The following is a 24,847-nucleotide window of genomic DNA, read 5'->3' on the forward strand; positions in this document are numbered from 1 at the left end:
TCTACTGTTCTTCATAATGATAAGTTAAACCTCCATCTACAAAATAAGTAGATCCGGTTACATAAGCAGCTTCATCAGATGCCAAAAATGCAACAACGGCTGCAACATCCTCTACTTTTCCCATCCTTTTCATCGGAATATTCTGAAGTACTTTCTCCAATTGTTTCTTATTGCTTAAAAGGTCCTGATTAATTGGAGTGGAAACCGCACCTGGCGCCACATTGTTGATTCTAATATTTAAGGGTGCCAGTTCAGTTGCTAAATTTCTGCACAACATTTTAAGCGCACCTTTGCTGGCACAATATGCAGCAAAGTGAGGGAAAACTATTTCCTCATGTACCGAACTCATATTGATGATTGTACCAGGTCTTTTTTTGCTTTTACAGTATTTAACAAAAGCCTGGATTCCAAAAAAAACGCCTTTTAAATTGGTATCCATAACAATATCGTAGTCTTCTTCAGTCACTTTCCAAAAATCAGCTTTCTTTTCCAGTCCCGCGTTATTAATCAAAATATCTAATGAACCAAACACGTCAACCGCATCATCAACTAACTTCAGCACCTCTTTCGTTTTACTTACATCAGCTTCGAGAAATTTAACTTTTCTGCCCATTCCTTCAATTTCAGCAATCAGCTTCTCTCCTCTTTCATCAAATTGATGTCCGTTAAGAATAATATTTGCGCCCTCTTTTGCCAATCGCAATGCGCAAGCCGCACCTATTCCCTGGCTACTTCCTGTTACCAATGCTGTTTTATTTTGAAAACGATTCATTTTTGAAATTGATTTATAGAATATAAGATGATTTCTTGGGAGAATGTTTTTAAAAGAATGAAAAACATTACGTTTAACACTATGTCATTGTTAACTTGAAATGATGATCTGCTAAATCAGAAAGGTGCTTTATGAATTAGAATAACCTGATCAATGTTTAAGACTTAATATCATCAAGTGAGGTTGCACCAGGCGAATTTGATTTTTTTACAACAGTGAATTCTCCATTCAGTTCCATTACCACAGCCTTAACATCTTCAAGCTTATGAATTCTATATTTTCTGATTTCAGCATATATCTCCTCCTCCGTGATTACTTCTTTATCCATCGCCTCCTGAAGAAATTGCCCGTTATAAAACACCAGCGTTGGAGATGAATTAATCACTTTTTCCATTTTATGCGATTTTTTAGCCATTAAAGCCAGAACATACTGCAATAATATAATGACAAGCAGACCAGCAATGCCTTCAGCTAATGGAACTTTTCTTAAAATCATCGAAGATAAAGTAGATCCAAGCGTTACGGTTACCACAAAATCGAAGGCATTAAGTTTGGCCAATGTTCTTTTCCCTGAAATCCTGATGAAAACAAACAGCGTGATAAAAGATATTACCGCACAGATGATCACATAAATTACACTGATCCAATCTTTAAAAAACAAACTTTCCATTTTTAGCTAAGTATAGCTTAACGCCACAGTCTCCAAAGTGGTAAATCATTAGCCGCTATTTCATTATTTATTTCATCCCAAAAGGAACGGCTAATATCATTTATACCGGCTACAGTAAGATTGTGATCTCTATTGACCGCCTGAACTGATTCGCTGTTGTGGTTTGAATTGTAGTTCTTCTCGTTCTTAATTTCCATAATTAAATGCATTGTGATATTAATTTTAACACCAGCAAAGCAGAAATGTTTATCGGAAACTGCTACATTTCATAAAATTTTAATTACTTCCCGAAATTACATGCACTCATCGAGCATATAAACGATAGATTCATAATTTTTGCCTACGGCTTCTGACATGGCAATTTCGCAAGTTTTACCTGATGAATAATATCCATCATAGTGGTCTTTTTTAACCTCGTTTGCCTCTGGTAATGTGGCTGAAGCTGTTAATTCAGGAAATAGAAAACCTCTATCTCCAGCCATGCCGCAGCATCCGGAATGCAAAGGTACCATAACCTCATCTGCCAGCTGATTGGCTATTTTAACAAATTTTCCCTCTAATCCCATTTTTTGTAATGAGCAAACCGGATGAAGTGCAATTTTTTCCTTTTTTCTTAGAATATTTGCATGCGGAAGAACATAATCCAGAATATAGTCTACACTATCTATAATGGTAAGTGCATCAAACTTTTTCTTATTTTCATCATTTAAAGAGGGCCTGCACTCCTGAAGCGTGTAGGTACAGGAAGTAATATCAAGTACAACGGGGCTTTTTCCATTTCCGCTCCATTCCCAAAGTTTGCTTACCGTATCATTAATGGTAAATCTGAATGCATCATTAAACCCCTTTGACGAAAAAATTTGTCCGCAGCACGTACTTTGAATATTATTAGGGATTTTAAAATCAATTCCGGCTTTTTTTGATATACCAATAAATGTTTCAATGATATTTTTTTGTCCGGTTACTGCTCCTCCCATTGTTCTGCTTATACAAGTTGGGTAATAAACCACCGACGGAATATTTGTTCCTGTCAATTCACTTTGGTATTTCGAAAATGAATTTGTTGGCTTAATCTGATTAGACCATAACGGGATCGCAGGAACAAACTTTTTAAATCCTTTAGTAAGGTTTGTCATGGTATTGGCACCAAACACCGAATTTATTCCTGATGCCACATTAATACCGAACTTTACCACTGAGGTTACGGGTTTAAAGTTTTTGGCTACGGTTAAAGCTAAACCATTGGCCAATTTACTATGATTCTCCCTTCGTAAACGTTTAACCAAAGATCCCGTATTGATATCAACAGGACAGGCCGTTGCGCACAATCCATCTACGGCACAGGTATCTAAACCATCATATTGATATTCATGGAGAAGTTCCCGGTAACTCACTTTCTCATTGTTTCTTTTTAATTTAAGTAGTTCTCTTCTAACAACAATCCTTCTTCTGGGGGTTAAAGTGATATTTCTGCTCGGACATTTATATTCGCAGAAACCACATTCCATGCACTTATCAACTTCCTCTTCCACCTGAGGTAAATCTTTTAAATTTTGAATATGTGCGTGCTTATCTTCATTGATGATTACACCCGGATTTAAAAGATTGAGTGGATCTATTAAATTTTTAAGCGATTTCATTACTTCATATATGCCCTCGCCCCATTCTGTTGCTACAAATGGTGCCATGTTCCTGCCGGTTCCATGCTCAGCTTTTAAAGCACCTTTATACTGTTGGGTAACCAATGAAACCACTTCTTTTAAAAAATTATCGTAGCGGATAATCTCTTCTGTTGTATCAAAAGCCTGTGTAACCACAAAGTGAATGTTTCCATCTTTCGCATGCCCAAAAATGATCGCATTTTCATAGTGGTACTTTGCAAAAAGGGATTGTAAATCTAAAATCGCGTTTCCCAGTTCTTTTACCGGAACGGCAATATCTTCCAGGATAACCGTTGTTCCACTTGCTCTTACTGAACCAACTGAGGGGAACATTCCTTTCCTAATCTTCCATAAAAAAGCCTGTTCAATCGGGTCATTGGTAAATTCCGGGGTGTAGATTAACTCAAGCTGATCAACAACAGCCAGAAACTGAGCCGATTTTATATCCAGTTCAGCTTGTGTATGGTCCTGATATTCTACCAAAAGTGCTGCTGCTTCAGCCGGAAGTATTTTGAGCACTTCGGGCACGCCTTTAATATCTTCCACTGACCTTAAGGATGCCCTGTCCATTAATTCTACGGCCTCTGCACCAGAAACCGTTAGCGGCAAAATCGCGTTACATGCTGCATAGATATTAGGAAAATACAACAGCGATGTGGTTTTTAAAGGGTAATCAGGTACTGTATTTAAAACCGCTTCGGCAATAAAACCCAGCGTGCCCTCTGCCCCAACCAGAACATGGGCCAAAATATCCAATGGATGCTCATAATCTATAAATGCATTGACTGAATAACCAACTGTATTTTTTGTTTTATACTTACTTCTAATGAGATTAAAAATTTCAGGATCGGAAACGATCTGATTTCTTAAGGATACAATTCCACTAAAAATTTCAGGACATTCATTTTCAAAGCGGGCATAATCTGCAGCTTGTTCAGTAGAATAACATTTTCCGTTGGGCAGCGCAAATTTAATGAACTTTAGAGTATGATAGGAGTTTTTACTCACTCCACAACACATTCCACTGGCGTTGTTGGATAGAATTCCACCCATCATTGCCGAATTTATACTGGCAGGATCTGGTCCGATTTTTTTACCGTATTTTTTTAATTCAGCATTAACGACCGATCCGGTTACCCCGGGATGAACACGAACCTGCGCACCACCGCTTTCTACCCTTACCAAATTCCAATACTGGCTAAGATCTACAAGAATACCATCAGAAACAGATTGTCCGGAAAGACTTGTCCCCGCCGCACGAAAGGTAATTGGAATTTGATTTTGCTGAGAAAAACCAAAAAGCTTAATAATCTCTTCAATAGAAATTGGCTGAACAACAGCTTTCGGCCTTAAATAATAAAACCCGGCATCCGAAGCATAGGAAACTAAATCTATCAGTCTTGTTTTAATTCGATCTTCAGCAATTATCTTGCTTAATAATTTTCCAATTTCATTCATCACTTTTTATCCTGAATAACCTTTAAGGACCATCAAAGATAGCTTAAACTATCGTTCAATTATAAAACATATCCACCATATTCATCAGTAACAAAATGGAAAGATAATCTAAAGACAAACTAAAAAGCCCTGAACATTGTTAATGAAAGATTTACAAAAGCTTATGAAAAATTTGATTTATCTTTTTGCCTGTTTATTTTTTGTGGCTTGCCAACAAAAACAGGAAACAAGCAACGAACTGCCTGAGACAGATGGAAACGCAAAAACCAGATCAGTTGTTCAAGGCAATTCAGTTCATTCTGTTCCTTCTTCAGTTGCTGAGATCAAACAAGCTTATAAATTCACAATCGAACAACTGGAAAACAAACAGCTAGATTCCATATTAATCAAATATGATTGTGATCACGAGCGAACAGGCATCATCACTTACTTTTCACATCAGGGAAAGTTGAGTATGATCAGGCATCGTTACAACGAGTACGACCATTATTCCGCTACGGATGAATATTTTGTGAAGGATGATACCTTATTCTTTGCATATTTTAAAAGTGTATTATGGAGTTTTGAATCTGGAAGTGCTGTAGAAGGGGCAACGAAAGATAATATTACCGAGAAAAGGTTTTACATCTTCAACCAAAAACCCCTTCAATGTCTTGAAAAAAAATATACATTTCGTTCGCATGCCGCTGATAATCCTGCACCAGAAACCATTATGAACAAACAAGTTCCCTGTAAAACCATCGAACCAATTATAAAGGATTTTAAAAGACTATTGGTCTTTAAAAACAACTCTCAACACAATTGTCTGGAGAAGTAGCTGTTTCTGCGCCACAAACAAAAGACTGATTATCAATATCCTAAGCCACAGGTAATTTCCAGAAATTTTCATAATGCCCGGTTTACTTTAGAAACCAGAGAAGAAAGTACAGCACTGTTTTTTTATTTATTTTTTCTATTTTTAAGAACTTATGAAAAAACTTGTCCTTATTTCTTTCTTTTTTTATTGCGTTAATGCCTGGGCTCAAACCCCGAATGTAGATCGCTCCGGATTTAAAAATAACGGTTCAGCGGTAACAGTTAACCAAAAACTGATTACAGTAACCTGGCCTGCAGGTAAAAGCGGCACTGCAAGAATGGTGCTTGATCTCGATAACAACAATCCTCTTTTCAGCAGTATTCAATTGGGAAAAGGAAAAGCATTAAAAGAAATTACTTCGGGTTTAGACCCCGCCTTTGTGCTCACTGTTGGAAAGCGCACACTTAGCCCAAACAGCGGGGGGTGGGACGTTTTTTTTGATCGTGTGCCGCGTAAACCTTATAAATCTTACGCTGTAGCCATAGTTAAACGCAATGCAAAAGTAACGACTAATGGCCAGCAAACCATTATTAACATTTCAGGAGCAAACGCTGATCGTTTTAAAGGCTCACTTGAAATAACCCTCTATAATGGTAGTCCATTGTTTAACGTAGCAGCGGTATTATCAACCGAAGTAGATTCCACAGCAATTCTTTATGATGCAGGATTAGTAAGTAAGAAATCACTTTGGAAATCCATGGCCTGGTCAAATGTAGGTGGTGAAATGCAGAAAGCAACACCAACGCCAGCAGATACAAGCAGAAATGTAGAAGTAAAATATAGAACCATTATTGGAGAAAATACCAATGGTAGTTTGGCGCTGTTTCCTGCACCACATCAATATTTTTATCCACTTGATGAAGCTTTCAATTTGAAATTTACCTGGTATGGAAAAAACTACCATAACCTTATTCCCGGATTTGGTATGGGCATCAGGCAAGATCCTTTGGGAGATAACCGATATGTTCCATGGTTCAATGCTCCTCCGGGCACCCAGCAACGGTTAAACTTTTTCTGTTTATTAGATACAGGCAATGCTGCTCAGGCTTTGGATGAAGTAAAAATGTTTACGCATGAGGATGCTTATAAAGCTGTGGCAGGTTATAAAACGATGGCCACACATTTCCATAATGAGTTTACAACAGAAGTGGCACTCTCCGGTAAACCCGTTCCCGAAAAACCAGAGTTTGTGGAGGTTTTGAAAAAGCATGGCCTGGATATTGTAAAGCTTGCTGAGTTCCATGGCCCAGGACATCCTAAAGGTCCTGATGCGGAGCGGCTCAAAGAATTAAAAGCACTGTTTGAACAAACCAAACGCCTGTCTGACTCAAGTTTTTTGCTGTTGCCCGGAGAAGAAGCCAACAACTTTTATGGTGGCCATTGGCTGGCTTTTTTTCCAAAACCGATCTATTGGGTAATGTCGCGTAAACCCGAAGAACCCTTTGTAAAAGAAGATCCTTCTTTGGGAAAGGTTTATCATATCGGCAACAAGGAGGAAATGTTAAAACTTCTTGAACTCGAAAAGGGGTTAGCATGGACCGCCCATGCCCGTACCAAGGGATCAACCGGATACCCGGATATATATAAAGAAGAACCATTTTTTAAATCAGATACATTTCTGGGTGCCGCATGGAAAGCAATTCCCGCAGATCTGTCAATACCAACGCTTAGTCAACGGGTATTGAAATTATTGGATGACATGGCTAATTGGGGATTAAAGAAACACGTCATTTCTGAAGCTGATATTTTTACAATAACCCATCAAAATGAAATGTATGCGCACTTAAATGTGAATTATCTGGAAATGGACAAATTGCCATCATACGATCAGGGTTGGCAACCAGTACTGGACGCCATTCGTAACGGAAAGTTCTTTGTTTCCACTGGCGAGGTACTTATCCCATCATTCAGCATTAATGGTAAAAAATCTGGCGAAACACTGAAGATAGATAAAACAGGTAAAGCAACAGTTAAAATGCAGCTCGATTGGACCTTCCCGATGAACTTTGCAGAAATTGTTTCGGGGGATGGCACTCATATTTATCGCGAACGCATTAATTTAAATGACACACAAGCTTTTGGCAAAAAAACTTTCAGCTGGCCAATAAATCTAGCCAATCGTAAATGGGTTAGAGTAGAAGCCTGGGACATTGCTGCAAATGGCGCCTTTACACAGATGATCTGGATTGATAATTAATTACATCATTTACATTACCGAAAATAAAAGAACTTTAACGAGGTAGCAGAGGCATTAACAAATGTTTTGTAGAAATTTGCGATTTTACACCCTTTAGTATAATTTATTATTAAATTAGAGGCGTCGCTCCCTATGAAAAAAATACTAATAATCGAAGATAACCTCTCTAATGCCGAAATGATCGCTGCCATCTTCGATGAAGAGGGATTTGAGACCAGAACACTTTTGAAAGTCGAAGATTTATCAAACATACTGGCTAAATTTAAACCTGATTTGATCTTGATGGATATTCTTTTAGAAGGTGAAGATGGAAGGATTTTATGCAATAAAATCAAATCTGATATTCAAACAAGCCATATCATTGTGATTCTGATGACGGCAGCTTTACTGCATACCATCCCGGAGATTCCATGTAATCCTGATGCTATTGTGACCAAACCGTTTGATATCTATAACCTGTCAAAACAAGTTAGTGAGTTGCTTAATTAGCCATAAATGATACTGTAACTAATAACCCATTTCTAATCCTTAACAACTACAGCATGTTAATATTGAATTTATTATTGCCTGTGGGTGTTTTCAGGCAATACTATAGTCGTGTATTCCTGATGTAGATATATAAATAAGCCCGGAAAATATTACATTCGCATCAAATTAATCATCCCAATGAACAACTCCCTATTTAATCGTCCTACAGTCGGTTTTGTTTTTTCCATCATTTTAACCATTGCTACTTCTGCACTCTCCTACTATTACGTACAGAGTTTCTTTGACAGCGAGAAATGGGTAACCCATACCAATCAGGTTCGTGGCAAATTAGAAACCATTATATCGAGCATGAAAGATGCGGAAACCGGTCAGAGAGGATTTTTGTTAACAGGAAATGAAAAATTTCTTGAGCCATATATAGGATCTAAAGACAATACACTCGCTGCATTCGACACCGTTAAAACGCTTACTTTGGATAATCCAGCACAGCAAAGCGAATTCAAAGGGCTTAAAGCATTGATCATTGAAAAATATAGAGTGATGGAATCTACCATTTCACAAAAAAGAGATGGTGGACAAATTAGTGAAGAAGTGTTGTTGATGGGCAAATCTTACATGGATCGCACACGCACCATTATTACCCGGATGGAGAGCCGTGAAGAACTCCTTCTGGCCATCAGACTTTCTACATTGAATCTCTATGCAAAAATTTCATTGGTATCCATAGTTGTTGCTTTTATTTTTGCGTTAGGTAGCACCTTGTATTTTTACAGACGTGCATTGAGCGATTTTGAGGATCGGGTACGATTGGAGCAGGAAGTAAAAAAACAAACATCCGATCTGGAAAAAAAGATCAATATCCTTAAAGATTTTTCAGAAAAAGTTGGCAATGGGGAATATGGCGTTAAAATAAAAAAAGAAGATCTGGAATAATAACAAATGAGATTCTTTAGTGTAGATCATCCGTCATGACCTACATTCCTTTTATGTCTTATTCTTTCATTCAGATAATTTATTTAACAAACACAAATATACCTGAGCAGATTTTATTGCAATACGTTTCGATTTCATTAAATATATTGCTAAAACAATAAGAATTCAAGTGCTGTTTAAAGAACAATCAGGCAGTGTAATTTCATTTTTCCATGCTGCCCGGTACTAACCAGATTGTTAATATGAAGCAAACAATAATGAAAAACGTGGGCTTGATGCTCATTGATAAAAAGCTTACCATTGCATTTGCCGAGAGCGCCACTGCAGGCTGGATATGTGCTGAATTCTCATTAATTGAAGATGCGGGGAAATTTCTTAAAGGGGGAATAGCCTGTTATGATGCCTGCATAAAAGAAGATCTTTTAAAGGTAGATCCCCGGCTAGTCGAGGATTTCACTCCCGAATCTATGGAAGTAACTAAAGCCATTACCGAAGGATTAACCTCCATGATTTCTGCTGACATTCACATTGGAGTAACCGGACTTGCCTGCCCGGGTGGAAGTGAAACACCTGAAAAACCCGTGGGCACTATGTTCATTTACGCATTACACAAAGGCAAACTTGCCTTTTCCGAGCGGATGAATTTCTTAGGATCGCATGAAACCATCGTTTCAGAAACCGTGAACCGATGTGCCAAATTATTACAGGAATATTTAGAATCCATCAATTAATCCCCTGTTTACTGAATCACTAAACTAAGCCCAATTTACAGCTCGTAAAGGAATTCTTAATTGTTTTTCTCTACTTTCGGGTATGGCTTCGATGTCTGCTCAATCTTTTGAAAATTCTGATTACGTGGACAGCATGTAATATTTTTGACTATACATTAAGCCAATGCTGTTCCAGGAAAGATTAGCAATATTGACAAGAAAGCCTATTATATAAGCTGAAGGTGCGGTCTGATTTGCAAAGATATTACTTCTGAACGATCTGGCTGCACCAGACAAAATGCTACGGCTATGGCAATATCTTCAGCTTTGAGCATTTCCTGCTTTTCAATCTTAGTTAGTTTCTCTGCTGCTTCACCTTCCTGCATGTCAGTATCTACTGCTCCGGGCTCGAGCAGAGTTACCTTTACCCCTTTCGGATTAATCTCTTTTCTTAACGCTTCAGAAAAACCCTGAATTCCGGCTTTAGCCGCAACATAGATGGAGCTTCCTTCTCCCCGCACATCTGCACTCATTGATCCGATATTTACAATATGTCCTTTGCCGTCTACTTCCATTCTTTTAGCCGCCTCATGGCAACAAGCCAGGTAGCTCAGAAGATTTGTATCAATTGAGTATTTCCATTCTGCATAAACCCCATCTAAAATACTTCCCGATCCTATGGCTGCATTATTAACCAATACATCAATTCCTCCAAGTTCACGATCCAGAGTGGTAAAAAGTTGCTCAATTCCTTCTTTATTTGCAAGATCAACAGCAAGGCCAATACAATAGCTTTCAGGGTACACCTTCTTTGTTTCAGCAATAGTCTCATCTATTTGTTCCTGATTGCGACCACAAATCATACATTTTGCACCAAGCGTAGCCAGTAGAATTGTCACTTCCCTTCCTATCCCGGTGCTACCACCTGTTATCAATACTCGTTTGCCTGATAAACGTTGTTTCCAATAACTGTTCAAATCTTTCATACATTTCAATTTTAGGATCAGGATGATTCAGGGAATCTTATTACTTTAAAAGCTTGCCAGTATTTCAGTCAAAAGCTGCACCTGCAAACTCTCTTTTTTAACAAATCCTTTAGCTCTATTGTTTTAAAAGTAACTTTAATCAACTCCTGCCGCTAAATAACATATGCGTTTGAAACTTTTCTAATTAAATTTATTGAGAAGCTATATCATCATCTCAGTGATAACTCTCCTGAAACATTTTTAATGGCTATCTCTACCAATCCTTGATCTCAACCTGCTTAAGGTTTCAATTCTTACTCCCAGGTAGGAGGCCAGGTGTTGAAGGGGTATTCTGCTAAGTAGATGTGGATGAGTTTGTCGCAAACGTGCAAACCTTCGTTCTGTAGTAGGAAGTCTGATCATGAAATTCCGTTCTTTCGATTCATGATAATGAAACTTCAGCACTTTTCTGCCAATGATAGACATTTCATGAAAGGATAGGTATAACATCTCAATTAATTGATATGGAATTACGATAACCTCTGTTTCCTCTATGGTTTGAATGTAATCGTTCTTTTCTACTTTAAATGGCGAATCATTTGAGAAAGTACCAACAATATTATCTTCTACGCTAATCCAGGTTGTAATCTGTTGTCCCGAATCCTTAACAAATCCCCTTACAGCTCCCTTAACAATGAAATACACTGCATCTTCCAAATCTATCGGACTAACAATAAACTTATTTTTTTTGTAAACGACTGAAGTGGTTTCTTTGATAATCAGCTTTTTCATTGCTTCAGGAAGGGAAACGAGCTTTTCGAAATAAGTGATTAATGGTTGAATCGGCGATATATCTTCTGCCTGCGGATCGATCATAAAATACTTAGTTTTAGGTATTTCTGGCTATCATAAATGGTGCCAAGCTAGAAATGGCAGGTTGTATTTGTTAGTGTGCTGTTAACAGCCAAAAATATTAAAAGCATTTAGCACAAGCAATCTTTAGTACTATTTCCCTACTGATGTTCATCTACAAGTTTACATTTTGTTGCGTCAGATCATTAAACAGGATTTTTAAACGGATTTATATGGATTATTTTGGGGAGTGCAGGAATATTTCCTTTTGGTAAAATGAAATTCATCTGCCTTTATAATATCAGGCTCACCGCCTCTCCATTTACAAATAGCATAAATCGACTAAATTGGATCATCTGGTCTTCTGCCACTACAAGCACAGGGCAATTGGATCTGTCAGTGATAAGTGATAACGATGGGTTCAGTACAAGATGACCATCGTTCCATCCAGATTTCTTTCTATCCATAACAACTAACAGATAATCATCTCCTAACGTTAGTTTTCAGCCTTTCTAACGTAGCAAGCAGCAAAAGAAAGTAGCCTATACAGAGGAAAAAAGACGGCATATCTATATTTCAAATAGCTTTTTTCTGTAATAATTTAATTATGAAATTTAATTTACTAAATTTGTTAGCATTGAAAAGATCAGGAAGCGCAGATTTACCCTTACATTATGGCCATGTTCCACCATGGTTAGCCCAACGCATGGCCAAACTTGGTTTAGCCATTACAGAATCTATTCTATTAGAATATGGCAGAGCCGAAGTTATTCGACGATTAAGTAATCCTTTTTGGTTTCAAAGCTTGGGTGCTGTGATGGGAATGGACTGGCATTCATCAGGCATTACCACCTCCGTAATGGGAGCTTTGAAGAAATCAATAAATCCTCTTTCAAAAGAACTGGGCATTTATATTTGTGGTGGAAAAGGAAAATTCAGCAGAGAAACTCCAAATGAACTTTTAAAAATTGCTGAAAAAACTGGTTTGAACGGGCAGGAATTGGTACGCTCAAGTAAACTGAGTGCCAAAGTTGATAATACGGCTATTCAAGATGGATTTCAACTTTATCTTCATAGCTTTATTCTAAGCAGCGATGGCGACTGGGCGGTTGTACAGCAAGGAATGAGTGATGCAAATTCAACAGCGAGGCGTTACCATTGGCATTCTGAAAACCTTAAATCTTTTGTTGAGGAACCCCATACCGGTATTTGTGGTATTAATCAAGGCAAAATATTAAATCTTACGGCAAATGAAGCGGATTTAACCAGAAAAACGATGATGAGTATAACTGATGAATCTCCAAATCGGATGATAGCTGAGGTACAAAAGTTAGTCATGCCGAATCATCATGATGTAAGGTCAAAGGATATCGATTTAAAACGATTAGGGAGTATTTTATGGTTGGCGCAAGAGAAAAAACCATCAGATTTTGAAGAGCTTTTATTGCTTGAAGGCATGGGACCGCGAACACTTCAATCTATGGCGCTGGTAAGTGAGGTAATTTATGGCACACCTTCCCGCTTTTCTGATCCCGCTCGTTATTCGTTCGCAAACGGTGGTAAAGATGGGCACCCATTCCCTGTACCGGTTAATGTTTATGATGAAACCATTAGCGTATTACAACATGCTGTTGAAAAAGCAAAAATTGGAAATACAGATAAACAACAAGCTATAAAAGCTTTACATCAAATTACCAGAAATGCTGAAAGGGATTTTACCCCAAACATGGATTTTGATAAAGTAATTGAAAAAGAAAGAACGGAAAGCTGGAAATATGGAGGAAGGACGGTATTTGGAAGAGAACAACCTCCAAGAGATAAGCAACTGAGGCTGTTCTGATTAGGCATATAAAAGCACAATCACTACCGCTGTCATATTATATCTGAATTTATTTCTAGACTTTATTGTACAGCTACGGAAAAGATGCTGAACCAAGTTCAGCACGACGAAATGGTTAAGCATCATGCATAAACGCCAGACATGAACGGCCGTCATCCTGAATTTTTCATTTGTTTTTAAGTTTTTATTGGTATTCAAGAGGTCTGCGCCGTTTATTTCAAGACCTTGGTGACATATGAACACAGTTAACTTAAACAAAAAAAGTCGTGGCTTTCGCCACGACTTAAAAATATAAAAATTAAACCTGTACTAAGCATAAGCAATAGCATCTCTTGAGGCTAATTTGGTAGCACCCATTAAGTATTCATCTACTTTACGAGCTGCTTCCCTACCTTCAGAAATTGCCCAAACCACCAATGATTGTCCTCGGCGAACGTCACCTGCAGCAAAAATCTTAGCGATATTGGTTTGATAAGTATGTTCGGAAGCTTTAACATTTCCGCGATTATCCAATTCTATACCTAATTTTTCAATTAAACCTTCTTTTTGCGGATGCAAGAAACCCATTGCCAGGAGTACCAATTCACACGGCAAATCTCTTTCTGATCCTGCAACCTCTTTAAAAGTAACTGGCCTTCCATTGGCATCAATTTCCCATTCTACATCAACAACTTTTAATGCTTTCAGATTTCCATTTTCATCAGCAATGAAATTTTTGGTGTTAACTGACCAGGCTCTTTGAGCACCTTCTTCATGCGAAGAGGTATTTTTAAGAAGCATCGGGTAAGTTGGCCAAGGCATATTTGCATTTCTAGCTTGAGGAGGCATAGGCATAATTTCAAATTGCGTAACTGATTTTGCACCATGGCGATTTGAAGTTCCTATACAGTCAGAGCCCGTATCGCCACCGCCAATAACAATTACATTTTTACCACTTGCGAGTATATCTTCAGTATTTACTTCTCTATTCGCAACGCGTTTATTTTGTTGTTTTAAGAAATCCATTGCAAAATGTACTCCTTTGGCTTCTCTGCCAGGAATTGGCAAATCTCTTGGAATGGTTGAGCCTCCCGCTAAAACAATTGCATTAAAATCCCTCAACAAGGTACTGATCTCTACATTCTCGCCAACATTAGCATTGCATTTAAAAACAATGCCCTCTTCTTTCATCAAATCAATACGGCGATCGACTACATTTTTTTGCAATTTAAAATCAGGAATACCATATCTTAATAAACCTCCGGGAGCATCGTCACGTTCGAAAATGGTAACTTCATGTCCAACTTTATTTAATTGAGCAGCAGCGGCTAACCCTGCCGGACCTGAACCAATAATAGCTACTTTTTTACCAGATCTTATTAAAGGTGCCTTTGCCTTAATATAACCTTTATCGAAAGCGATTTCAATGATATGCTTTTCAATTTCCTCTATGGAAACCGGTGGACGATTAATCCCTAACACACATGCAGATTCGCATGGTGCAGGACAAATTCTCCCTGTAAACTCAGGGAAATTATTTGTGCTTAATAAAATATCAGCAGCTAACTCCCATTTAGCCTGATAAACCGCTTCATTAAATTCTGGAATAACATTGCCTAATGGGCACCCTGATTGACAAAACGGAACACCGCAATCCATACAGCGGGCCGCTTGTCTGTTCAATTCTTGCGCAGGTAATTCATTTAAAAATTCCCCATAATGTTTTACACGCGTTGCAGCCGCTTCTCTTGTGGGCGCAACTCTATCGTATTCTTGAAATCCTGTTACTTTTCCCATGGCTTAGTGCGTTTTAACTTGTGATGTTCTTTTATTTAATACCGCTTTGTATTCTTTAGGGAATACTTTTACAAAATGATTAGATTGAGTTTTCCAATCACTTAAGATGAATTCTGCTACCTTACTATCGGTCAACCGAATATGTGTTTTTAGTAAAGCTAAAATTCTTTCTTCATCCTCAGCTAAAAGTGGATCTAAATCAACCATCTCTTTATTGCACTTACGGGCAAAAGTCCCATTCGCATCATATACCCAGGCGATACCACCGCTCATGCCTGCTGCAAAATTGCTTCCTGTATCACCAAGAATTAAAACTTCTCCGCCAGTCATGTATTCACAACCGTGATCTCCAACACCTTCTACAACAGCAGTGGCACCAGAATTACGAACAGCAAAACGTTCACCTGCTTTTCCACGGGCAAATAGCTCGCCCGAAGTGGCACCATAAAGCGCTACGTTACCAATAATGATATTTTGTTCAGGAACGAATGTAGCATTTGAGAAAGGATAAATCGCCAGTCTCGCTCCTGATAAGCCTTTCCCTACATAATCGTTTGCTTCGCCTTCCAATGATAAAGTTACACCACGTGTGTTAAATGCCCCAAAGCTTTGTCCTGCAGATCCCACAAACTTAAAGTTAATGGTATCTGGCGGTAAGCCTGCGCCTAAGTGAACCTTTGAAATTTCATTAGATAACATGGTTCCAAGTGCACGATCGGTATTTTTCACGTTAAAACTGGCAAACACAGGCTCATTATTGGTAATTGCCGGCTGTGCTGCAGCAATTAGCTGATGATCTAACACATTAGCTAAGCCATGATCCTGCTCCTCTGTATTAAACTGAGGCAGGCCATTATCTTCAGCCTTATATAAAATTGCAGATAAATCTAAATGTTTTAACTTCCAATCTTCTTCCGGCAATTCACGCACTTTTAAAATATCTGCCTGGCCCACCATTTCATGAATGGTTCTAAAGCCAAGTTCTGCCATAATCTCGCGTAATTCTTCAGCCAGAAAACGGAATAGATTTACAACATGATCTGCATCGCCGGTAAATAATTTCCTTAATTCAGGATCTTGAGTAGCTACCCCAACCGGACAAGTATTCAAATGGCATTTACGCATCATAATACATCCTGCGGTTACTAATGCAGCTGTTGCAACACCAAATTCTTCAGCTCCAAGTAAAGCTGCAATTGCAATATCTCTACCTGTTTTTAGTTGACCATCTGTTTGCAGAACGATGCGATTGCGCAATTTGTTTTTCACTAATGTTTGATGTGCTTCTGCCAAACCAAGCTCCCAGGGCAATCCTGCATGTTGAATCGAAGTTAGAGGAGATGCTCCTGTTCCACCATCAAAGCCTGAAACCAGAATCACATCGGCATGTGCTTTGGCAACCCCTGCAGCGATAGTTCCTACTCCTGCTTTAGAAACCAGTTTCACGTTGATTCTTGCGGCGCGGTTGGCATTTTTCAAATCAAAAATCAGCTGTGCCAAATCTTCAATCGAATAAATATCATGATGCGGAGGAGGAGAAATCAAACCTACACCAGGTGTTGAGTGACGAACTTTTGCAATCCAATCATCCACTTTATGTCCTGGTAATTGACCGCCCTCGCCAGGTTTTGCACCCTGAGCCATTTTAATTTGTAACTCATCAGCATTGGTTAAATAGTAACTTGTTACCCCAAAACGCGCAGAAGCAACCTGCTTAATAGCAGAACGCATACTATCGCCATTTTCCATTTTGGTATAGCGCATTTCGTCTTCACCACCCTCACCAGTGTTGCTCTTTCCGCCAATCCGGTTCATCGCAATAGCTAAAGTAGAGTGAGCCTCATGTGAAATGGAACCAAAAGACATTGCTCCTGTTGCAAATCTTTTTAAAATCGCTTCTGTTGACTCCACTTCATTTAGCGGAACAGCCGGACGACTATAGTTAAATTCAAACAACCCACGAATGGTATAAGCCTGTTGGGTTTGCTCATTTACCAGTTTAGAGTATTGTTTAAAGATATTGTAATCATTTTTTCGCGTTGCATTTTGCAACAAGTGAATGGTTTGCGGATTAAACAAATGCGCTTCACCACGACGACGATATTTATAAGTACCTCCAGCCGGCAACAAATTCTCAATTTGAGTGATTGGGCCAAAACTGCGACGGTGTTTAATTAACGTTTCATAAGCAATTTCATCCAACCCTAACCCACCGATACGGGAAACCGCTCCTGTGAAATAGGTATTGACCACCTGTTTATTTAAGCCTAAAATCTCAAAAATCTGTGCTCCCTGATATGACTGCAAGGTTGAAATTCCCATTTTTGAGAAGATTTTAAGCAAGCCGCTATTTACTGCATAAATATAATTTTTGGTTAATTGTTCAGCTGATAGGCCCGCTTCTTCCTGAAAGCCATTAATCGTTTCAAGTGCCAAATAAGGATTGATCGCAGTGACACCAAAACCCAATAAGGTAGCAAAATGATGAACTTCCCAAATATCACCAGCTTCAATCACTATACCAACGGCCCCACGATATCCTTTACGGATTAAATGATGATGCACCGCTGAAACCGCTAACAATGATGGCATAGCCGCATGTTCAGAATCTATAGCTCTGTCAGTCAGCACGATAACCTGAAAGCCATCTTCAACCGCATCTACCGCATAACGGCACAAACGGTCCAAAGCTTTTGCCATGGCGCCGGGTGCACCATCAGCCCTGAAATAAGTTTGCAAAGTTTTGGCCTGGAAAACACCGGTATCAATACTTCTTAATTTTTCTAATTCCTGATTCGTTAAAATAGGATGTTTTATTGCTACACAGTGTGCTTGTTTAGGATTTTCATCCAGCAAATTGCCGTTGCTGCCCATAAAACTCGCTAAACTCATTACCACTTTTTCACGGATCGGATCAATCGGTGGATTGGTAACCTGAGCAAATAACTGTTTAAAGTAATTGGATAAATGTTGCGGACGTTTTGATAAAACCGCTAAAGGCGTATCAGTTCCCATTGAACCAATTGGCTCTTTACCCTCAATAGCCATAGGTTTAAGCAAAAGCTCAATATCTTCTCTGCTATAGCCAAAAACCTGTTGATATTTAAAAACCGATTCAGCCGAAAGTCCTGTGAACATTACACGTGGCTCAGGTAACTCCTCTAAACGAATTTGATATTGATTAATCCAGTCGGCATAAGGGCTTTTGCCACAAACCTGCTGTTTAATTTCATTATCACTGATGATTCTACCCTGCTCCATGTCTACAACGAACATTTTGCCAGGTGTTAATCTGCCTTTTTCAATAATAGTGCTTTGATCAATCGCCAACGCACCGGCTTCAGATCCCATAATTACACGATCATCAGAAGTAATTGCATAACGGGAAGGACGAAGACCATTACGATCTAGTGTTGCCCCGATTAACTTACCATCAGTAAAAGCAATGGCTGCCGGACCATCCCATGGCTCCATTAAAGTTGCATGGAATTCATAGAAAGCCTTTTTAACCGGATCCATATCCTCATTACCATCCCAGGCCTCTGGAACCAACATCATCAAAACATGCGGTAATGTTCTGCCAGCATGAAGTAACAATTCAATAACATTATCCAAACAACCTGAATCTGAGTTAGTTTCGTCAATAACCGGCAACAGCATATCTAACTCTTCAGGAGTGAAATATGCAGAAGCAAATGATTTAACACCAGCCCTAAACCAGTTTAAATTTCCTTGTAAAGTATTAATTTCTCCATTGTGTGCAATGAAACGGAAAGGCTGAGCCAATCTCCAGGAAGGGAATGTGTTGGTTGCAAACCTGGAGTGAACAAGTCCCAAGGCAGAAACCACTCGTTTATCACTCAGATCGGTAAAGTAAGTACGAACCTGCAAAGAGGTAAGTTGCCCTTTATATATAATGGTTTGGGCAGAAAGAGAAACAATATAAAAATCTTTACCGCCATGAACTGTATTGGTTATCAGCTTGATCAGGTAGTTTTTAAAAATATAAAGTTTGCGTTCAAAATCAGCTCCCCTGGCTATTGCGTAAGGACGGGCAATAAAAACCTGCTCAATTTCCGGTTCAACGGAAAGTGCCATGTTACCGATATCTGTTGTATCAGTGTTTACTTTTCTGAAACCTAAAATTTCCAGTCCCAGCTTTTCAGCAGCGCGATAAATAAGCTCTCTGCATTCTTCTCTTGATCTGATATCTTTTGGCATAAATAACATGCCTACACCATAATCTTTGGTTTCAGGCAAGCTAAATCCAGCTTTCAGACATTCATCGTAAAAAAATTCATGGGGAATCTGAATCATGATCCCGGCGCCATCGCCAGTGTTTGGTTCTGCTCCACATGCCCCTCTATGATCAAGATTTTCTAAAATTGTAAGTGCATCAGAGATGATTTGATGCGATTTTCGCCCTTTCACATGTGCAACGAACCCAATACCGCAGGCATCGTGTTCAAATTGCGCATCGTACAATCCACTGTTTGGTTCCATTCTTTGCTCGTTAGTTGTTAGTGTATAGGAAACACTAAGATATAAAAAACGAACTTTAAATTACAGAGTTGCTATGACTTTTAGGAAAATTTTAGTTTTTAAGCAAAGTTTAAACATTAAATTAAAATATCAGCAATAATTTAATCTTATTTTTAAAAAATCAATAATGACAATATCATACAATAATTCCTTCTTCTTTATGAATTTTAAGTATAAATCGATTTATTAAAATAATTCACTTATAAATATTTAATTCATAAATAAATATAACAAATCTATCATCATCTTAATCGCGAATGTATATTGATTGAATAAAAAATTTTATTAATTTATTAATCAGCTACATAGCCTAAATGACCAAAAAATTAAAAAAATGCATTTTGCAAAACAACTTCTTTTTCTACCTTTGTGCCGGGCAAGTCTTCTACGACCAGCTCCCTTTGAACTCCCCCAGGGTGGGAACGCAGCAAGGGTAGAAGGTTGTAGCGGTGCGATAGAAGGTGCTTGCCCTTTTTTTCTCCCCCAATCCCCTGAAGGGGGAATTAAATTCTTCAGGGTTTCTGAAATTGAACCTAATAATCATTTTAAGAATTTATAAGCATGAAATTTTTTATTGACACAGCTAACCTTGATCAAATCAAAGAAGCTCAAGATCTTGGCATTTTAGATGGCGTAACCACCAACCCTAGCTTAATGGCTAAAGAAGGTATTACCGGCGAAGAAAATGTAATCAATCATTATAAAGCAATTTGTGATATTGTTGATGATAATGTAAGTGCAGAGGTAATTTCTACCACTTTTGATGAAATTGTAAAAGAAGGCGAAGCATTGGCAGCTTTGAACCCTAAAATTGTGGTTAAAGTTCCAATGATCAAAGATGGTGTTAAGGCCATTAAATACTTCTCATCAAAAGGAATTAAGACAAACTGTACTTTAATTTTCTCTGCCGGACAAGCATTATTGGCTGCAAAGGCCGGAGCAACTTACGTATCTCCTTTTTTAGGCCGTTTGGATGATATTTCCAGTGATGGCTTAGTTTTAATCGAAGATATCAGAACAATTTTTGATAACTATGGATACGAAACTCAGATTTTAGCGGCTTCGATCCGCGGACCATTGCATATTGTAAACTGCGCTAAATTAGGTGCTGATGTAATTACAGCTCCATTAGCAGCAATTGTTGGCTTATTAAAACACCCGTTAACCGATAGCGGTTTAGCAACTTTCTTAGCAGATCATGCTAAGGCAGCGGGGAAATAAGTCCAGAGTCTTGAGTTCGGAGTCTTGAGTCTCCAACATAAGAAGCCCTAAGACAGTTGGTAAATAAGTTTGGAGTACTGAGTTTGGAGTGGAAGTTCCAAGCGCAAAAAAAGTCCTAAGTATCATTTAACTTAGGACTTTTTTATTTTATGATAGATGTGAGAAGAAAGTGGATGATGGACAGATTACACTTTTATCTTTTCAATTTTGCACAGTTCGTGTGATTACAAATTGCAGGCTACATCATCCGTTTTCCCTGTCCCATTTTACATCTCTTGTTTTTGTATTCAAAGAATTAGATCTCCGGTGATTATATGTTTGTTGCGGTTTAGGCACCTGGGAAACTCCAAACTCCCAGCCCCAAACTCCAAACTAGACTAAAGACTCACGACTTAGCACTTCCTTAATCTTCTCATAACTGATCTGTTCATCGGGCTCAATCAGAATTCCTTTCACTCCTGCCCCATTTGCAGCTTCCACATCTCTGGGTTTATCGCCAATCATTACAGATTGTGCAGGATCAATGTCATACATATCAATGGCATCTAAAATCATTCCCGATGCGGGTTTGCGACATTTACACGCTCCTCCTACAGTTGGATGGTGTGGACAATAATAAAACCCAGCAATATCAGCTCCTTTAGCGACAAAGGCATTTCTTAACATCTGATGCATGACAGCCAGTTCTTGCTCGCTATATCTTTTTAAGGCAATACCACCCTGATTGGTAATCACGATCAGTAAATAACCTTCATCAAAGAATTTCTTTAAAACAGGAATTTGATAATCTAAAATTTTAAAGTCTTCAACACGACAAATGTAATCGTAGATTTCGTGATTGAGAACGCCATCACGATCGAGAAAAATAGCTTTATTCATATGAAATATAACATGGATGATGAAATGAAAATGATTATAGCCATCCAAACTTTGCGCCCAAAAATAGGCAAAAATTAATCACAAAAAAACCCAACCTGATTTGGATTGGGTTTAAAGGCAGAAGATTTAATATTATTTAATGTTAAGTCCAACTTTATGTCCCTTAACAGCAAAGTATAGAATATACAAGTAGCAGGGCATTACCGTTATAAAGTACGATAGCTGAAAATCAAGGTGCAAATGATCTTTAATATAGGCATATAATAATGGCCAAACCGCTCCACCAGCAATACCCATAACCATAATGGCCGATCCGGTTTTAGTGAACCTGCCCAGATGACTTATTCCGAGCGGAAAAATTGCAGGCCACATTAATGAATTTGCTAATCCTAAAAGTGCAATGAAAATCACTGATGTGTATCCTGATGTAAGATAGGCGGCAATGGTAAAAATTAAGCCTAAAATAGCACAAACTCTTAGTGCAAATTGTTGAGAAATGTATTTCGGTATGGCGATAATTCCAATAATATAGCCAACAAGCATCCCTCCAAGTGTTAGTGAGGTAAAATATTTACTAATATCGGCACTGATACCTAAGGCTTTGCCGTAAACGCCAATAATATCTCCGGCCATTACCTCGGCTGCAACGTAAACAAAAATACAAAAGGCACCCAAAAACAAATGTGGAAACTGAAAAATACTTTGGTGCCTAACCACTTTACCTTCGCTTTCATCTACAATATCTTCTTCAACATTAACTTCAGGTAAATCTGTAAACTTTATTACCAACGAGAACAATAAAAAAATAATGGCTAAAACAATATAAGGCATATTTACCCGACCCAAAACATCATTTAACAAAAGTTCTTTTTTAAGTCCTGTTGCCGCAAGAATTTTGGCTTCAATTTCAGATGCATTTTTCAAAAATAGTGTCCCCATGATAAAGGGAACAATGATCCCTGCAAACTTATTACAAATTCCTGCAATACTAATTCGTTTTGCGGCACTCTCAATAGGACCAATTATGGCTAAATATGGGTTAGATGCAGTTTGAAGCAATGCCAATGCTGCTCCCTGAACAAAAATTCCTGTTAAAAACAAACCAAAGGTTCTGGTTTGTGCAGCGGGAATAAAAAGCAGTGAACCAGCACCTAAAACAAAAAGTCCGAGGATGATACCGTTTTTGAAACCAATCTTTTTCAGTATCCAGGATGAAGGTAAAGAAAGAAAAAAATAAGCCATATAAGAGGCAAAAGTTACAAGAAAGGCCTGAATATCAGACAATCCAAAAGATAATTTGAAGAACGGAATGAGCGTTCCATTTGCCCAGGTTACAAATCCAAATATGAAAAATAACGCACAAATAATAACGAGTGGTTTTGGTCCTCTGGTTTGGTTAGGACTGACAATACTTAACATAAAATTTAGCTTGGTTTAAGTTGCGGAAGCCAAACTAAGCAATTAAATTATCAATTTTCAACTCAAACGTTTGCGTAATTTTCAATTAATTTTAATTTGAGCTGACGCATCTGAATCCAGTGTGTTCTAATCCTGTATCTGTTGAAGTTTTCATTCTCGATGTAACCCGGTAACCTTTGCAATAAGAAGCATTACACATAAATGAACCTCCTCTAACCACTTTCTTTGGTACTGTTGGTTCCATTGGATCGTAACTATCAGTTGGGCCCTGCGGATTAGCAGTTACGCGGCTCAAAGTTTGATAATAATCAGGACGGTACCAATCGCTGCACCATTCCCAAACATTGCCTGCCATATCATATAAGCCATAACCATTCGGTTTAAATTTCTTAACCGCAACCAACCCATAAAAACCATCTTTACCTGTGTTTTTTAAAGGAAAATTGCCTTGCCATGTATTTGCTTTACTTAATCCCTTCTCAACAGCTTCATTTCCCCATGGATACAACGCATTTTTTATTCCGCCTCTGGCCGCAAATTCCCATTCAGCTTCCGTTGGCAGGCGTTTTCCTGCCCATTTGCAATATGCCATTGCATCATCCCAGGAAACATGAACAACAGGATAATTTTCTTTACCATTAATATTACTTTTCGGGCCTTGCGGATGTTCCCAATCTGCTCCTTTAACCCAGCTCCACCATTGCGAAGCATCATTAAGTGTTGTTATTGATTTGGGTTGATGAAAAACCAAAGAAGCTGCCACAAAAACACTATCAGGGGGTTTAGGTGTACCTGCCGGAAGTTGTTTTTTCATTTCTTCCCAATCTGGTTTTCTTTCAGCAGTGGTTACATAGCCGGTGGCACCAGTGAACCTTTTGAAATCAGCATTGGTAACTTCTGTTACATCAATCCAAAATGAATTCAACTTAACCGGATGTTGGGGGTATTCATCCTCCCCCCCTTCCTGATCAGCTGCGCCCATATTAAATTCGCCTGCAGGAATATAAACCATTCCGGCATGATCAACTTTGTTTGTTGAGAAAGTTGAAGTATCTCTTGTAGCGCCAAAACGGCCTGGAAGATTTTTTTCACATGATGCCATTGAATCTTGCTTTCGCTTAACTTCATCGGCCTTTTCAGGATTGGATTGGCAGGAAAACAAAAAAAGAAGCGGCAAAACAAGTGATAAAACAAAAGATCTGGACATGGAGTGATGCTAAATGTAAGCCTTAAAATTATCGATTATGTTTAAAAAAGCGAAAGCAAAAATTAATTAGCCTATAAATCAATATGGTATAACATTTCCTCAAATTTTATTTGCAAGCAATTGATGTTAACCCTATATTTGCACCACTTTAAAGAAAACGGATAACGTTTTTAACAAAGTAGATTCCGTAGCTCAGCTGGTAGAGCATTACACTTTTAATGTAGTGGTCCTGGGTTCGAATCCCAGCGGGATCACAGAAAATAGTATAAAAATTACGTAAAAGCTTGCAAATCAAATGATTGCAAGCTTTTTTTTTGTTTTAGTAGAAAAACCAAGATACTTACCGAATCTCATATTAAAAGTGTGTGATTCGGTAAGTAATTCTGGGACTAACAGAACT

The 24,847-nt window shown here is 38.3% G+C and carries 18 protein-coding genes, 1 tRNA gene and 1 other RNA gene; 9 read left to right on the forward strand and 11 right to left on the reverse strand.

Annotation, left to right across the window (positions count from 1 at the left end):
• Window position 1 precedes the first annotated feature (1 nt).
• The 4 genes from DU508_RS03470 to DU508_RS03485 form a co-directional block, all read right to left on the reverse strand.
• Window positions 2-772: an SDR family NAD(P)-dependent oxidoreductase gene (locus DU508_RS03470; RefSeq protein ID WP_115401441.1), complete on the reverse strand. Its 771-nt coding sequence runs from the start codon at window positions 770-772 to the stop codon at window positions 2-4.
• Window positions 773-929: 157 nt separating this feature from the next.
• The gene (locus DU508_RS03475) at window positions 930-1,442 is read right to left on the reverse strand and encodes a DUF421 domain-containing protein (RefSeq protein ID WP_115401442.1); all 513 of its coding nucleotides are present in this window, start codon (window positions 1,440-1,442) and stop codon (window positions 930-932) included.
• Window positions 1,443-1,459: 17 nt separating this feature from the next.
• The gene (locus DU508_RS03480; protein WP_147273585.1) at window positions 1,460-1,639 is read right to left on the reverse strand and encodes a hypothetical protein; all 180 of its coding nucleotides are present in this window, start codon (window positions 1,637-1,639) and stop codon (window positions 1,460-1,462) included.
• Window positions 1,640-1,735: 96 nt separating this feature from the next.
• Window positions 1,736-4,561, reverse strand: coding sequence for an FAD-binding and (Fe-S)-binding domain-containing protein (locus tag DU508_RS03485; RefSeq protein WP_115401444.1), 2,826 nt, complete (start codon window positions 4,559-4,561; stop codon window positions 1,736-1,738).
• 163 nt (window positions 4,562-4,724) lie between these two features.
• Between DU508_RS03485 and DU508_RS03490 the strand changes: the two genes are divergently transcribed.
• From DU508_RS03490 to DU508_RS03510, 5 genes are all read left to right on the forward strand, one after another.
• Window positions 4,725-5,378 carry a hypothetical protein gene (locus DU508_RS03490; protein ID WP_147273586.1) on the forward strand — a complete coding sequence of 218 codons (654 nt, stop codon included), beginning with the start codon at window positions 4,725-4,727 and terminating at the stop codon, window positions 5,376-5,378.
• A gap of 151 nt (window positions 5,379-5,529) precedes the next feature.
• The gene (locus tag DU508_RS03495) at window positions 5,530-7,614 is read left to right on the forward strand and encodes a CehA/McbA family metallohydrolase domain-containing protein (protein ID WP_115401446.1); all 2,085 of its coding nucleotides are present in this window, start codon (window positions 5,530-5,532) and stop codon (window positions 7,612-7,614) included.
• Window positions 7,615-7,746: 132 nt separating this feature from the next.
• Window positions 7,747-8,103 carry a response regulator gene (locus tag DU508_RS03500; RefSeq protein WP_115401447.1) on the forward strand — a complete coding sequence of 119 codons (357 nt, stop codon included), beginning with the start codon at window positions 7,747-7,749 and terminating at the stop codon, window positions 8,101-8,103.
• A 177-nt stretch (window positions 8,104-8,280) separates the two neighbouring features.
• Entirely contained in the window at window positions 8,281-9,036 is a 756-nt protein-coding gene (locus tag DU508_RS03505) for a CHASE3 domain-containing protein (RefSeq protein ID WP_115401448.1), read from the forward strand.
• A 242-nt stretch (window positions 9,037-9,278) separates the two neighbouring features.
• Complete coding sequence (locus DU508_RS03510) at window positions 9,279-9,767, forward strand: CinA family protein (protein WP_115401808.1); 489 nt, start codon at window positions 9,279-9,281, stop codon at window positions 9,765-9,767.
• A gap of 206 nt (window positions 9,768-9,973) precedes the next feature.
• Here the strand turns inward: DU508_RS03510 and DU508_RS03515 are convergent, their stop codons facing one another.
• Entirely contained in the window at window positions 9,974-10,732 is a 759-nt protein-coding gene (locus tag DU508_RS03515) for an SDR family oxidoreductase (protein WP_115401449.1), read from the reverse strand.
• 240 nt (window positions 10,733-10,972) lie between these two features.
• A complete protein-coding gene (locus DU508_RS03520) occupies window positions 10,973-11,587 on the reverse strand; it encodes a Crp/Fnr family transcriptional regulator (RefSeq protein ID WP_115401450.1) in 615 nt (204 codons plus the stop codon).
• 583 nt (window positions 11,588-12,170) lie between these two features.
• Between DU508_RS03520 and DU508_RS03525 the strand changes: the two genes are divergently transcribed.
• Entirely contained in the window at window positions 12,171-13,403 is a 1,233-nt protein-coding gene (locus DU508_RS03525) for a DUF763 domain-containing protein (protein ID WP_233509385.1), read from the forward strand.
• 309 nt (window positions 13,404-13,712) lie between these two features.
• Here the strand turns inward: DU508_RS03525 and DU508_RS03530 are convergent, their stop codons facing one another.
• On the reverse strand, window positions 13,713-15,179 hold the full coding sequence (locus DU508_RS03530; RefSeq protein WP_115401451.1) for a glutamate synthase subunit beta: 1,467 nt from the start codon (window positions 15,177-15,179) through the stop codon (window positions 13,713-13,715).
• Between the two features lie 3 nt (window positions 15,180-15,182).
• Entirely contained in the window at window positions 15,183-19,682 is a 4,500-nt protein-coding gene (gene gltB, locus DU508_RS03535; protein ID WP_115401452.1) for a glutamate synthase large subunit, read from the reverse strand.
• A gap of 413 nt (window positions 19,683-20,095) precedes the next feature.
• On the opposite strand from gltB, the gene ffs reads away from it, so the two are divergent.
• An RNA gene (gene ffs, locus DU508_RS03540) (signal recognition particle sRNA small type) lies at window positions 20,096-20,195 on the forward strand.
• Window positions 20,196-20,282: 87 nt separating this feature from the next.
• On the forward strand, window positions 20,283-20,942 hold the full coding sequence (fsa, locus tag DU508_RS03545; protein WP_010602758.1) for a fructose-6-phosphate aldolase: 660 nt from the start codon (window positions 20,283-20,285) through the stop codon (window positions 20,940-20,942).
• A 372-nt stretch (window positions 20,943-21,314) separates the two neighbouring features.
• Here fsa and DU508_RS03550 read toward each other — a convergent pair whose 3' ends face one another.
• The 3 genes from DU508_RS03550 to DU508_RS03560 all read right to left on the reverse strand — a co-directional run bounded on the left by DU508_RS03550 (window position 21,315) and on the right by DU508_RS03560 (window position 24,447).
• Window positions 21,315-21,821, reverse strand: a complete 507-nt coding sequence (locus tag DU508_RS03550) for a D-glycero-alpha-D-manno-heptose-1,7-bisphosphate 7-phosphatase (RefSeq protein WP_115401453.1) — start codon at window positions 21,819-21,821, stop codon at window positions 21,315-21,317.
• A 132-nt stretch (window positions 21,822-21,953) separates the two neighbouring features.
• A complete protein-coding gene (locus DU508_RS03555; protein WP_115401454.1) occupies window positions 21,954-23,240 on the reverse strand; it encodes a sugar MFS transporter in 1,287 nt (428 codons plus the stop codon).
• 91 nt (window positions 23,241-23,331) lie between these two features.
• The gene (locus DU508_RS03560) at window positions 23,332-24,447 is read right to left on the reverse strand and encodes a formylglycine-generating enzyme family protein (protein ID WP_115401455.1); all 1,116 of its coding nucleotides are present in this window, start codon (window positions 24,445-24,447) and stop codon (window positions 23,332-23,334) included.
• Between the two features lie 181 nt (window positions 24,448-24,628).
• On the opposite strand from DU508_RS03560, the gene DU508_RS03565 reads away from it, so the two are divergent.
• Window positions 24,629-24,701: transfer RNA gene (locus DU508_RS03565), tRNA-Lys, on the forward strand.
• Window positions 24,702-24,847: the final 146 nt, after the last annotated feature.

The organism is Pedobacter chinensis (genome assembly GCF_003339865.1).
Taxonomy (GTDB): domain Bacteria; phylum Bacteroidota; class Bacteroidia; order Sphingobacteriales; family Sphingobacteriaceae; genus Pedobacter; species Pedobacter chinensis.